The sequence below is a fragment of the Amorphus sp. MBR-141 genome (genome assembly GCF_053628695.1).
This window is the reverse complement of record NZ_JBRJGW010000046.1, coordinates 1-12,465: the sequence shown is the minus strand read 5'-3', so window position 1 is coordinate 12,465 and position 12,465 is coordinate 1. Positions and strand designations below refer to the sequence as shown.

Below are 12,465 nucleotides of genomic sequence, written 5' to 3'. Positions count from 1 at the left end.
TGGTCACCTTACCCTGGCGCCGTGTCGGCACATCCGCCGGCCCTAACCGCCGGACTCTAACTCTACGCCCCGGCCACCTCGATGGGGCAGGCCAGAAGGGCAACGACCATCTGCTGGCGGATCTGATGGACAACTTCGGGCTCGCGTGTACGCAAGTGTCGCTTCGCGCCTCTCTCAATCAGCTTGAACAGCTCGGGCTGGTCGTGCTCATGGAGCGTGAGAAGCTAATCGTGGCGGAGCTGACCGCCGACGGCCGCAACGCCGCAATTGGGACGTTCGTTCCCGAAGGGGTGCTGAGGCCACGGCCGGACTGCCCCTACTGAGACCTTGGTCGGTCCGACAATCGCGACGCAGCTTTCAAGTGTTGTGCGCTTGCCCACCAGCTCATGGCAATTTCAATTCTGTTTCTGTCAAGGTCCACTCCAGGTAGGTGAAGCGGCGGGTCTCGGCTGTCACCCCGCATCAGGATGCCTGCAACAAGGCGATGGCGGTCGGAAAGCGATTGGGGCGCCGGCCAGTGTGCCGGGCCAGCCCGACCACAGCCGACGTGTCGCAACATAAGCAGTGCCATTGGGCCTGTCTCCAGCGACCGATCTCGAGGCATTGTGCCCCCCTGAACAAGTCGCTACTCGTCCGATCCCTTGACACGCACGTACGGTTTGGAAGGCGTACTGGTCCGCTCGATGAGCGCATTGTCGCTCAGGTGCTGGACGAGCTTGTTCCCAAGGTCGCCAAGCCGGGACCGAGCGGCATCGGTGTCGATCTCAAGCTTGGGCGCGCCGGCGTCCATGGTCACCACGGCCGCCTGGCTTGCCAACAGCTTCGATGCGGCCAGGGCTGCCTTGTTGTGGTCGACGCCTGAGGATTCGACGATGAGCTTGGTGACCGTCTCAAGGCCCGCGTCGTGCTTGCGCTCGACCCGATAGCGTCCGGTCGGTCCCTCTGCGTACTCGCTGACGGTGGCCTCTCGGCGGGCTGCAGCCGGCACGCCCGCTCCGGCCGCCATCTCCTGCATGCGTTTCTCGTTGTCGTCCTTGACGTGCGCATCGGCACGCAGACCAACCATCTCGCGATCCTCCGGCGGTGCTTTGCGGCGACTGTCAGCCTCGAAGGTGGCCGCGCGTCCCGCCTCGATCGTCGAGTGCTTGGCGTTGGCGAACCGGTCCTCCTGCGTGTTGAAGCCGCCCTGCCAGCTTTCCAGGCGTCCGGCGGCATTGCCCAAGGTCTCCGGTGCATTGGCCACCGCACCGCCGGCACGCCCCAGGCCCCGGCTGATCATTCCAAAGCCGCTCTTTGCGAGATACGCCGCTCCGACGACCTCCTGAAGACTGAACTGCGACGCCTTGTCGGCGGAGCCGGAAAGCTTCTCGACGATCGCTGCCGGATTGCGCATCGCGTAGAGCAGGGCCCCAGAGATCAGGAATGCCGAGGTGTAGGCGGTGCCGAGAAACAGGTTGGCGAAGGTGCCCCCGTCCCCCTGAAGCAGGTTCATCTGCTGGGCGCCCAGGAATACGTGGGCGAAGAGGCTGATCACGGTGAAGGTGATCTTGACCGTCTGGAGGTAGGCGACGCCGATCAAAGGCAGCAGAAGCGCCGAGACGGCAAACGTCGGCGCCAGAAGGCCGAGCATGTAGATGAACGGCGTGATCATCAGGACGAGCGCCGTGCCGAAGGCAACGATGATCGGCATGATCTGAGAGTAGGTGCCGGCCTCGAAGCCCGCCCAGGACGACTTGAAGAAGAGGCCGGCGCTGGAGAGCCATTTGCCCAGCCCCATGAAGTCCCGGGAGGATTGCTTGAGAGCCACCGGATCCTGGGCCGATTTGACGTAGGCCTGGCCGAGGATCGTGGGGATGGCGTTGTTGACGCGCGAGGCTTGCGCCAGCGAGGCCAGTTCGAAGGCGTTCTTTCTTGCTTTCTTGCACGCTTCGGAATCCGGCGCGCCTTCGCATTTCCGGGTCTGCGCCTCCAGCGCGTTCCTCAAGGTGATCATGGCCTGCTGATTGCCGGTCATGTCGTTGAAGGAGGACGGTACCGTTCCCTCCTTGATGGCATCGGCGAGATCCTCCGTCAGCTTGGACTCGTCGAACTCGTCCTGGGTCAGGACGCCGCCGGTTACCGGCACCTGGTCGAGGACCGGTGCATTGTCCGGCGTGAGATCGACAAAGAAGGCCGGCTCGGCGATCGGTCGGACAATGACGATCAGGAACAGCAGGCCCCAGCACAGCATGTGCGACAACGGTGCCCGGCCGATCTGGAAGCAGAAGATGACGAAGCCGATCAGGCCACAGCTGAGGGCGAGATCGTTGAGGACGTTGGCGTTCTCGGCCATCATGGCGAAGAATTTGTCCTGCATGGCGAAGCCCAGCAGGGACATGGAGATATCTTCGGGAGAAAAGCCGAAATTCCAGGACATGCAACGATACCAAAATATTGAACTTAAAATATTATGGTATCATGCGTTAGTACTTTGCTGACAGGTCTATTTACTTGTTTGCGATATCAGGACGTTTAGTATTTGGAGGGAATGACTGAACTGCATTGAACGGCACAAACATCGTTCAGTCTTGGCACACTTGGGGCGACGCAGGCCTCAACAAGTTCATGAAACCTGGGGCGACCTGCCTCTCATGCTCCGAGTTCGCGCAGCTGCGATTCGATCGCCGATCGCTCCGACGCGTCGATCGGGGCGGCCAGACGCTGACGCAGGTTCGCGACCATCTCTTCCTTCATGTGCCGCGCTTGTTCGATTGCGCGGAAAGCGGCAATCCCGAGTACGATCGCGATCAGCGTGATGGCACCCGCACCGAGTGCCCATAGGCCAAGCTGTTCGTGAACGCGTCCAGAATACTGGAGGGCGTAGGCCGACGTCTGCGAAATCTTGACGAGCAACAGAGCCCAACCGAGGATCGCGATTATCCCCAGCGCCGCGGCCACACCGGCTATGACACGTGAACCGTCTCGCTGGCTCTTCAGGTGCACCAAGGCGGCGTTGTGGTCGTACGTGGGATCCGACATTTGGGTCTCCTTTATGGCTTGAACTCGAAGGTGCCCGCGTTGCCTATGGCTTCCGACCGGAGCCTGGACCGCTCCAAAGCTGCGGGTCGTTGAGGCTTCGGCGGCGGTGTTCCTTATCCACTCGCCAACCCCTGTCTTGGCGGGGATGCCGCATCGTGCCGGTGCTGCTCGTCGGAAAATCTCAGCTGCGCTTGGGGATGGCGTTGGTACGGTGCGGACCGCTCGCCGCATTCAACCGTTGAAGAAATCCGTAAAGGCGCCAAGGAACCACAGACCGGCGGCAACGTCCGCGGCGGCGAAGCCAAGGCCGACCAGAAGCGCGGAGAGGCCATACCAACGCGACGATTTTTGAGCGGGTCGGTTCGCGGTGACGAGGGCGAGACCTGTGCGAACGACCCCCAGGCACCAGATCAATCCGATGCCCATCGCCAACAAGGCAAAGACGACGATCGGCCCATCGGATGGCCGCCAATTGGCCGCCCATCCGACGATCGCAATGATGATCACCGCGCCAAGCAGTTCCATCGCTGGCCTCCCTCAAAAGGGCCTTTAGATCGCCGGCCGATTGCCAGTGCAGATCGGCATGGTTCGCGAATGCGGCGGGAAGCCCGCGTGGCGCGCCGGCCACACCCCCTCACGCCAAAGCTGCGACAGAATGTTCAATTCGGTCGCGCGCGCCCGGCTTGGGCTGTTACGATTCAATCAACGGAAACAGCAGCTTGGGAGGGTGGCGCCTTCGTTTATGCGCGAGGCCATATGGAGTGGAGTCTCTATGACGGGACCGGTCACCGAAAATATCTGAGCGATGGCGAGCGGGCGGCCTTTATCAAGGCCGCAGCCCGCGAAGTCGGGCCGGTCTTCACCTTCTGCCTCGTCCTGAAGGAGACCGGGTGCCGGATCTCCGAAGCCCTGGAGTTGACGCCGGACCACATCGACCTGTCCGCCGGCATCATCATCTTTCGCAGCCTCAAGAAGCGCCGCGAGGACATCCACCGGGCCGTGCCCGTGTCAGCCAAGGTGCTGTCAGCCCTTCAGCGGGTGCATGACATCGAAAGCCTGCAAAGCGACGCTGAGCTTCGACAAGCGCGGCTCTGGCCGTGGCATCGCGCCACGGCTCACAGGTACGTCACGACAGTGATGCGCAAGGCAAGGATCGTCGGTCCGCATGCGACCGCCAAAGGCCTGCGCCACGGCTTCGGCGTTGCGGCCCTCAGCCGCGGCGTGCCGATCAACCTTCTTCAGAAGTGGCTCGGGCACGCGTCGCTGTCGACCACAGCCATCTATGGCGATGCCGTCGGTGCGGAAGAACGCAAGATGGCCCGTAAAATGTGGGACGAATAATGCGCCGGGAGGGGTTGACCACTGCAACAGAATTGAACATTCGGTCGCACTCTTCTTAACACCCTCGAATTGTTAGAGAAAGCGGCGTTTGCGCGACGCCGGGGCACGGTGTCCTGCTGCATCTGCCAGGACATCGCCATCGCTGATGTTCGGTCTGGCCATTGCGGCCGGATAGATTGCTCGCCGCCGCCCGCAAAGGGCGAAGGCGCCATCCGGCATGCGACGGTCACAGCTGGGATCGACATCGCGTGGCCACGGTTATGCTATCCCCGATTGGCCGACTCGCCTTGTAGTTGCGGCTCGACTCGGCCATCGTGGCTGGTCGGCAGGGTGTTATTGGGGAGGCGGTCGACATGCCGATCAAATGGAAGCTTGGGCTTTGGGCGACGGTTGTGCCGATCGTCGTCGCATTCTTCATCGGTGAGATCGTGAACCGCCAGTATCTGGATTCACTGGCGGACCTCGCTGTCTTTCTCGTTGTCCTCTATCTCATTTGGGCCGGAACCTACTGGACGTTGCTTCAGGCGCGGCGCCTATATCTGATCACCCAGCCAGGAGCCCGCGGGAGCACGTCAACACGCAACGCTCCTGACCGGGCTCGAGTTCTCACTGGAGATATTTGGTGGGAGGCCGGCCGCGGGCTCAGGCGGCTTCGCACTGTTTTCGGCCGACGATCGGCCAAGCCGGCGGACAGGTCACTGCAAGGCTCTGTTCCCGAGAAGTCGCAAGCGGAACTGGAGCTTGAGGCGTTTCGTGAGGCGGCGTTGCGCAATGAAATTCCCTCTTTTGTTTACAGCCCTTATCTGGTCGTTCAGCCGAAAGAGAGTGAGTGGCGGCTGACTGCCTCCGTCGCTGAAACACAGCTCGACGCGCCGGGCGTGCCCCAGGCGCATCTCGATATCGTTCAGGCAATCCACGACCTCGGATGCAAGTTCGAGTTCAGCAGGGTCGAGTTTGCCAGGGTTTACGAGAAGCACCTGCAGCACGGAGAGATCGATAAGGCGGAAGGTGTCCTGCGCCGCATCATCATTCCGCATGGCCCTCCGGAACTCTACCAACGCATTCTTCATGCCGGTGGGGGAAGTCGATTTGCAGCCGGCAAGGACCTTGAAGTGGCCGGGCTCTTCGTTGCTGGCCACCGCCGACCCGACGCGATCGAAGTCGGCATCGGGGAGCCTCCGGCCATCGAGCCGGCTGCGCCCCTCTTCCATCAAGGCGAGGGGCATATCCTCACGATTGCCTCGACCGGTGCCGGCAAGGGACAATGCTATATCCTGCCGACGTTGATGACCTATGGCGGTCCCGTTCTGTGTTTGGACCCAAAGGGCGAGAACTATCGGTTTACCGGCATCCAGCGTGAGATGTTCGGAGGCGTGTTCAAGTGGGCGCCCTTCGACCGCAATGGTGAAACGCACGCGTTCAATCCCTTCGACGTGATCGAGGACTGGGATGATGCCCGTGTGGTCGCGGACCTGTTGATTGCGCCGGCCGACAGCGGCGAGAAGCGGTTTTGGGATCAGTCGGCCCGCGACTTCGTGCGCGGCCTCATCATGCACGTGCGAACCCTCGAACCCGAGCGACGCAATATGCGCGAAGTGGTCCGCATTCTCTACGCGAGCAATGAGGATCACGAAGAGCTCCGTCAGCGCCTTGCCGAGAGCGACGACGAGATGCTCGTCGAGCTTGCGAACCAGTTCGACGTCATGGCCGAGCGCATGTTCGAGAGCATTCTCCAGTCCGCCCGAGCGGAGCTTGAGGTGTGGCGCTCCAAACCGATCGCCAACGCAACCAGCATGACGTCGCCCGGGTGGGATATCCGCCGGTTCGTAAGCGACGTGCGCGAGCGGGAGGCGGCGGTTCCGCCCGGTGGCCGATATGGCGCGCTCGGATACCACTGGTTCCACTATCAGGACGAGCAACTCGACCGGCTTGAGCGTGGACCTTCGAAGAGTGTGTTTTTCATAATCCCGCCGGACCGCATTCGCTCCTACGCAAGCGTCCTGCGGGTGATCATGGGCGTTCACCTCAACGCCTGGGCTCGGGCGGAAAGCCTTGTCGAGGAAGAACACACCGACTGGCGCGTCGACCATCAGGCTCCGGCACTTTTCATCTTCGACGAGCTGGCGCAGCTCGGCCACATGCCGCTCATCGAAGATCAGATTGCGATCGCGCGCAGTGCCAAGATCCGCATGTGGCTGATCGCCCAGGACCTGCCCCAACTCAAGGTCACCTATCCCCGCTGGGAAAGCATGCTCGGCAATTGTCGAACGCAGATCTTTTTTGGGGTCAACGATCTGGAAACCGCCACCTACGTCTCCAGCCGTGCCGGCGACAAGACGACCGTCTTCGAAGAGACAAGACCCCTCGTCCCGCCGGCAGAGCTGATGGGGCCAGCCTTCAAAAACCACGCAGTGGTCTTTGCGCGCGCCACGCCGCCCGTCAAGGTACGCCTGCCTCAAGCGTTCCACCAGGACGACCGCATGAGCAAGCTGGCTGAAACAGCGATCGAGTTCAACGAGCAGTACCCTCGGGCAGATCCGGAAACTGCAAGTTCCGCCGCGAAAGCGCTCCCAGGTCAGGAAGTGACCGAAGAGATGCTCAGCGGGGAGCCGACCACGCCCGCCAAGCTCGAGGATCACGATCCGGAGAACGACGAAACGAACGCTGAGCAGGACGTTTTTCCGGCAACGCTACCGGTCACCGACGCCATCAATTCGGAAGCCGATCCTCCGGAAGAGGTGGAAGCCGAAGTATGTCCGGCAAGCCAGCCCTCGGCTGACTCTTCGGACAACCGCGCCGCAGAACAGAGGGTAAATGAGCCCGGAGCGCCCAACGAAATGACGGGGGAAACCGCCAGAAACGATAGGCAGGGACCCAAGCCGAACCCGGCAGGCGACAATTCTGCCAGCCCACGACGTAAACCCCGCGGATCCTCGATGGCGGAGGCATCCGAGGCAGATGGTCCGTCGACGGCAGGCTCAGGCGCAAACCCCGACGTGGCCGTTGGAGAGCCCACCGCTCCGAATGCCTCTATATCCTCAGGCGCGTCGGTCCAGACCGCGCGAGATCAAACCGCCAAACTCCGCGCAACAAATGGGGGCGGCCCGCGGCCGGGCCAGAACGGCAGGCAGGAAGAGGCATTACCTCACAGCCCCAAAGCAAACGCGGCCGCCAACCAGTCGCCGACGCCGCGAAAGAAACCGAGGCCACGGAAGCGGCCGGCGACGCCGACTTCCAGGGATGAGTAGAGCCAAACGCTCTGGGATTTGGTCCCGGTGCCTTGGAGTATAGGCTGCGACGGGCTCAAGGAGCGCGCGTCGCGCTTCCGCATATGAGCAGAACTGGCCGGAAGCAGATTGGCAGCGTCTAGTTTCAGATCTCGCTAAGTGGACCATCGACCCACGGGCCTGCGCGCGCCAACTCGATGCAGCTTCAGCGGGCCTCCGCACGGCTCGACCTCTCCGAAATGACCAGAAAAACAGATCGCATCTCGTCGACCCTAACACGGGCAGTTAAGGTTGTGTTCGTGATGCTGACGTTCGCAATCGAGGACGCCAGGCGGTTGTCCGGGGGGATAGGATGCATTTGAAGAAGCTGGTGGTGCGTAACTTCAGGCGACTGCGCAATGTAGAGATCGACTTGGCTTCGGACATCTCCGTCTTCGTCGGCGCAAATAACAGCGGCAAGACCTCGGTCGGCCACGCGCTCCAGCTGTTCACGGGGCGCGGCAGTTTCGACATTCATGATTTCAGCGCAGAGCTGTGGCCCGGAATCGTCGCATTCGGCAAGGGGGAACGTGAGGCAACCTTGCCCACGATCGAAATCGACATCTGGTTCGAGATCGGAGTGGATGATGTTCAACGTGTCGTGGACCTACTCCCGAGCCTGGCCTGGGAGGGCAAGCTGGTCGGCATGCGGGTAACATATGCGCCGGTCGATCCCGCTGGATTGCGGGGCCGATACGCTGAAGTGCGACAGCGTGCACTCGATGCTGTGCCGGTGAACGAGAACGGGGAGCGCAGCTTCGATCCATCGCCGCAAGACCTTCAAGACTTTCTGCGAGATAATTTGAAAAGCGAATATGAATTGCGGCATTACGTGCTCGACCCGGCGAAGATCGGGGAGCCCGACTATCGGCCGGTAGCGTTCGCCGGACGCGAACGGAGCGGCCGCGAGATCCTCTCCGGACTTCTACAGATCGATTTCCTACACGCTCAGCGACATCTTTCCGACGGACCAGGCGGTGCTCGCGCGGAAGAACTCTCGCGTGTCCTGAGTCGCTTCTATTCCCGCAATCTCGAGCAGAAGACCGACGATCTCGACACTCTTCGCGCACTTGCCGCGTCGGAGGTAGCGCTGAACGATCACCTCAAACGGGTGTTCGAGGCGACGCTGAAGAGACTTTCCAAGCTCGGCTATCCAGGTCTGACGAATCCGCGACTGATCATCCGCACCGCTCTAAATCCGGAGCAGATCATGAGCAGCCGGGACGGAGCGCGCGTGCACTACGCGCTGGGGGCAGACGACGACCCCAATCCGCCGACCCTGCCGGACCGATACAACGGGCTGGGCTTCAAGAACCTCATCTTCATGGTCGTTGAGTTGCTCGATCTCCATCAGCAATGGCTCGGGATCGAAGACAACCGTCCGCCCGTCCACCTCATCTTCATCGAAGAACCTGAGGCGCATCTACACGCGCAACTTCAGCAGGTATTCATCCGAAAAGTGATGAGTATCCTCAAGATGAAGAGCGACGACGAGACCCACTATACGAGCCAGGTCGTCGTTACAACCCACTCGACCCACATCCTCTACGAGCGAGGCTTCCGTCCCATACGCTATTTCCGGCGCAGCCGTTCGGAAGCAGCGTCCACCTCAAATGTCGTCAATCTTTCCCTATTCTACGACAGCACCGACCCCAATGAGCGCACTTTCCTCGAGCGCTATCTGAAGCTCACGCACTGCGATCTGTTCTTTGCGGACGCGGCGGTGCTGGTGGAAGGCAACGTCGAGCGGATCCTCCTTCCCGAGATGATCTCCAAGACGGCGCCGCGTCTCCAGTCCACCTATCTGACCATTCTCGAGATCGGCGGAGCGTTCGGATACCGATTCAGGGCGCTCATCGAGATCCTTGGTCTCACGACGCTCATCATTACGGATCTCGACAGCGTCTTCGGCCCCTCCACAGAGTCCGAGCCGGGGGCGGGAGCAATTGCCGTCGGAGAGAACGGCGAGCAAGCCGCTGCTGCAGCTGCACAGGATACTCAGGAAGTAGCTGCTGACGAGGCAGAAGATGACGGAGAAGACAACAAGGCCGGAAGCGCATGCGTGGCGGGCCATCCGGGAGCGGCAACGTCGAATTTGACGCTTAAGCAGTGGCTACCCAAACGCAGCACCGTTGCAGAGCTGTGGGGGGCACGCGACGCCGAAAAGACACAGGTCAGGGTCCAAGACGATGACGCCTTGGTGCGCATCGCCTATCAATGTCAGACGGATGTGACCTGGGGAGCAGAGACACAAGCGCTCGCCGGTCGAACGCTTGAAGAAGCCTTTGCGCTGGAAAACCTAGCCTGGTGCCAGGATTTGTTACGCAGGCCCCTTCAATTGCGAATACCGAAAAACGACGAAAAAGATCTGGCAACGCTCGTGAATCGCATTCACAGGCGTGTCGAATCTAGCAGCTTCAAGAAGACCGATTTTGCCCTCGCCCTCCTCGCAGAGGATCCGGAAGCGTGGAACGTTCCCACCTACATCGCCGAAGGCCTGCGATGGCTTGAAGGTGAGATTACGCAGCCAGAACCAGATGACGACGATGATGAAACTGCTGGTCCGGCTGACGATGCGGAGGAGCTAGTGGAAGAAGCGGCTGAGATCACTCCGGCCATTGATGGCGGGGCAGCCGCGTGACGAGCAGGATCGGCAGCCCAGATACGCAGGCGGACATCGATGTCCGCGCCTGTCTTGACGCGGACCCGCCACGCTCATTCGTTATGGTGGCCGGCGCAGGCTCGGGAAAGACGACCTCGCTCATAAAGGCTCTCTCCCACCTCGCCGACGCGAAAGGCGGGGCGCTCAGGCGGGCCGGTCGGCAGATCGCTTGCATCACCTACACAGATGTCGCGGTCGGCGAAATCGCAGGTGACGTCGGGGCGTCGCCGCTCTTTCACATCTCTACGATCCACAGCTTTCTATGGTCGGTGATACGACCCTTCCACAGCGATATCGTCGATTGGGTGAAGCAGCGCATTGAGGAGAAGATCTCCGGGCGTCGCGAACACTACGACAAGCCGAGGACACAGGAGAAGACTAAGATAAGGCTCGCGTCGGAGATCGCTGAACTCGAAGCGGAGCTCGGCTCGGTGTCCGCCATCGAGAGGTTCACCTACGGAACTGGAAGCGATTATGCCGAGGGCATTCTCGGCCACGATGACATCCTCAAGCTGACGCCAGCCTGTGTCGTCGCACACCCGCTGCTTCGCCAGCTGATCGCTGCCCGTTTCCCCTTCATCTTTGTCGACGAGAGCCAGGACACCAACCCGCAGGTCGTCGAGGCTCTGCGCCTCATTGCCGGCGAGCATCCAAAAATCTGCGTCGGCTTCTTCGGTGATCCGATGCAGAAGATCTACACGACCGGTGCGGGCGCGGTCGCGCTGGGTGACGGTTGGCAGGAGATCACCAAGCCTGAGAACTTCCGTTGCCCCACCTCCGTCCTGAGCGTCATCAACGCTATCCGCGCCCCTGGCGACGGACTGACGCAGACTCGGGGCCGCACTCGAATGGTTGAGGGTGTCGAACAGCCAGTGGTCGGCAGCACGAACCTCTTCATCCTTCCGGCTGATGACCAACGCACCGCTCGGCTTGCTGCCGTGCGTCAATGGCTCGCTAACGAGACTGACGACGCCCTATGGGAAAACGATGGACCGGATGGTGACGTCCGGCTTCTCATTCTCGTCCACCGCATGGCGGCGATCCGGCTCGGCTTTCCGAACCTCTATTCGGCTCTCAACGATAACAAGGCGCCTGCCTCATTCAAGGAAGGCCTCGCGGACGGATCTTCGTGGCCACTGCGCCCCTTCGCAAATCAGATTCTGCCGCTTGTTGCGGCCGCACGTGCCAATGACCCGTTTACCGTCATCTCGATCGTTCGCGAGACCAGTCCGCGGCTCGAACGTGATCGGATCAAAGGCGAGAATGTGGCAGACGCATTGGCCGAACTGCGCGTGGCCAGCGACAAGCTGATCCAAATGCTGGCGGACGGATCGCAAGCCACAGTGCGCGACGTCTTGAGCCATGTTCAGTCCAGCGAGCTCCTTCGTCTCGACGAACGCTATAAGCCTCACCTAGCCGCGCAAATCGCGGAAGATGGCGTAGCCGGCTTCGCGCATGTCCAGGCATTTCTCGGCTGCAGCGTATCGGAGCTTTGGGCTTGGCGGCGCTATGTCGTGGAGGAATCCCCTTTTGCCACGCAGCACGGGATCAAGGGTGCTCAGTTCGAGCGCGTGCTGGTGGTGATCGACGACGAAGAGGCTGCCTACAACCTGTATTCATACGGGAAGTATTTCGGCTTCGCATCGCTTTCTGACACGGACGAAGCGAACATCGCCGCGGGCGAGGAATCTGTCCTCGATCGGACGCGGCGGCTCTTCTATGTCTGCTGCTCGCGGGCCGTTAAGGACCTTGCTGTCGTCGTTTTCACTTCCGACGTTGCAAACGCGCGCGAGGCCATCATCGCGCAGAACCTCTTCCCAGAGATTTCAATCAGTAGTTGAACCGCGGTGGATTAGCTTCATTGTGCAGGTGAAAAATGCCCCCACCGCTCCTCGCGGTCGAGGAGGTCAGATCGGCGGAGAAAAAAGTGTGGCGTTAAAGATCAGCCGGCGGGCGAAAGGTATGCTTGATGCGAAGCGTGCTCATCCGCAACCGCATTGCCCAGCTAGTAAATGGCAGCTTTTGGGGCGATCACTCGGATGATCGGGCGACCGAAATGGGCGCAAAGCCGAATGGGCAAAGCTGGCCGTTGAACGAACCCGCTGCGCGGGAGGGCGCCTGCGGTTGAGGTAGAGGGCACAGCCCCGGTCGTAGCGTTTGAATTGAGCGCCGTGCGGC

The 12,465-nt window shown here is 61.2% G+C and carries 8 protein-coding genes; 5 read left to right on the top strand and 3 right to left on the bottom strand.

Annotated elements, in window-relative coordinates; translation table 11 throughout:
* On the top strand, positions 1-323 hold a 323-nt coding region (locus ACSSVZ_RS26975; RefSeq protein WP_453973960.1), incomplete at its 5' end, for a hypothetical protein.
* 302 nt (positions 324-625) lie between these two features.
* Here ACSSVZ_RS26975 and ACSSVZ_RS26970 read toward each other — a convergent pair.
* The 3 genes from ACSSVZ_RS26970 to ACSSVZ_RS26960 form a co-directional block, all read right to left on the bottom strand.
* A complete protein-coding gene (locus ACSSVZ_RS26970; RefSeq protein WP_453973959.1) occupies positions 626-2,377 on the bottom strand; it encodes a hypothetical protein in 1,752 nt (583 codons plus the stop codon).
* A 251-nt stretch (positions 2,378-2,628) separates the two neighbouring features.
* Complete coding sequence (locus tag ACSSVZ_RS26965; protein WP_453973958.1) at positions 2,629-3,018, bottom strand: hypothetical protein; 390 nt, start codon at positions 3,016-3,018, stop codon at positions 2,629-2,631.
* Between the two features lie 231 nt (positions 3,019-3,249).
* A complete protein-coding gene (locus ACSSVZ_RS26960; RefSeq protein WP_453973957.1) occupies positions 3,250-3,543 on the bottom strand; it encodes a hypothetical protein in 294 nt (97 codons plus the stop codon).
* 231 nt (positions 3,544-3,774) lie between these two features.
* Between ACSSVZ_RS26960 and ACSSVZ_RS26955 the strand changes: the two genes are divergently transcribed.
* From ACSSVZ_RS26955 to ACSSVZ_RS26940, 4 genes are all read left to right on the top strand, one after another.
* Entirely contained in the window at positions 3,775-4,359 is a 585-nt protein-coding gene (locus ACSSVZ_RS26955) for a tyrosine-type recombinase/integrase (protein WP_453973956.1), read from the top strand.
* A gap of 353 nt (positions 4,360-4,712) precedes the next feature.
* Positions 4,713-7,607: a type IV secretory system conjugative DNA transfer family protein gene (locus ACSSVZ_RS26950; protein ID WP_453973955.1), complete on the top strand. Its 2,895-nt coding sequence runs from the start codon at positions 4,713-4,715 to the stop codon at positions 7,605-7,607.
* Between the two features lie 331 nt (positions 7,608-7,938).
* Positions 7,939-10,266 carry an ATP-dependent nuclease gene (locus ACSSVZ_RS26945; protein WP_453973954.1) on the top strand — a complete coding sequence of 776 codons (2,328 nt, stop codon included), beginning with the start codon at positions 7,939-7,941 and terminating at the stop codon, positions 10,264-10,266.
* Positions 10,263-12,128, top strand: a complete 1,866-nt coding sequence (locus ACSSVZ_RS26940; protein WP_453973953.1) for a UvrD-helicase domain-containing protein — start codon at positions 10,263-10,265, stop codon at positions 12,126-12,128. The genes ACSSVZ_RS26945 and ACSSVZ_RS26940 overlap by 4 nt, the downstream gene beginning before the upstream one ends.
* The last annotated feature ends 337 nt before the right edge of the window (positions 12,129-12,465 follow it).

Excerpts from the sequence above, each read along its gene's own strand:
- ACSSVZ_RS26970 (WP_453973959.1), bottom strand. The coding sequence starts at position 2,377 with ATGTCCCTGCTGGGCTTCGCCATGCAGGACAAATTCTTCGCCATGATG.
- ACSSVZ_RS26945 (WP_453973954.1), top strand. The coding sequence starts at position 7,939 with ATGCATTTGAAGAAGCTGGTGGTGCGTAACTTCAGGCGACTGCGCAAT.
- ACSSVZ_RS26965 (WP_453973958.1), bottom strand. The coding sequence starts at position 3,018 with ATGTCGGATCCCACGTACGACCACAACGCCGCCTTGGTGCACCTGAAG.
- ACSSVZ_RS26960 (WP_453973957.1), bottom strand. The coding sequence starts at position 3,543 with ATGGAACTGCTTGGCGCGGTGATCATCATTGCGATCGTCGGATGGGCG.
- ACSSVZ_RS26950 (WP_453973955.1), top strand. The coding sequence starts at position 4,713 with ATGCCGATCAAATGGAAGCTTGGGCTTTGGGCGACGGTTGTGCCGATC.
- ACSSVZ_RS26955 (WP_453973956.1), top strand. The coding sequence starts at position 3,775 with ATGGAGTGGAGTCTCTATGACGGGACCGGTCACCGAAAATATCTGAGC.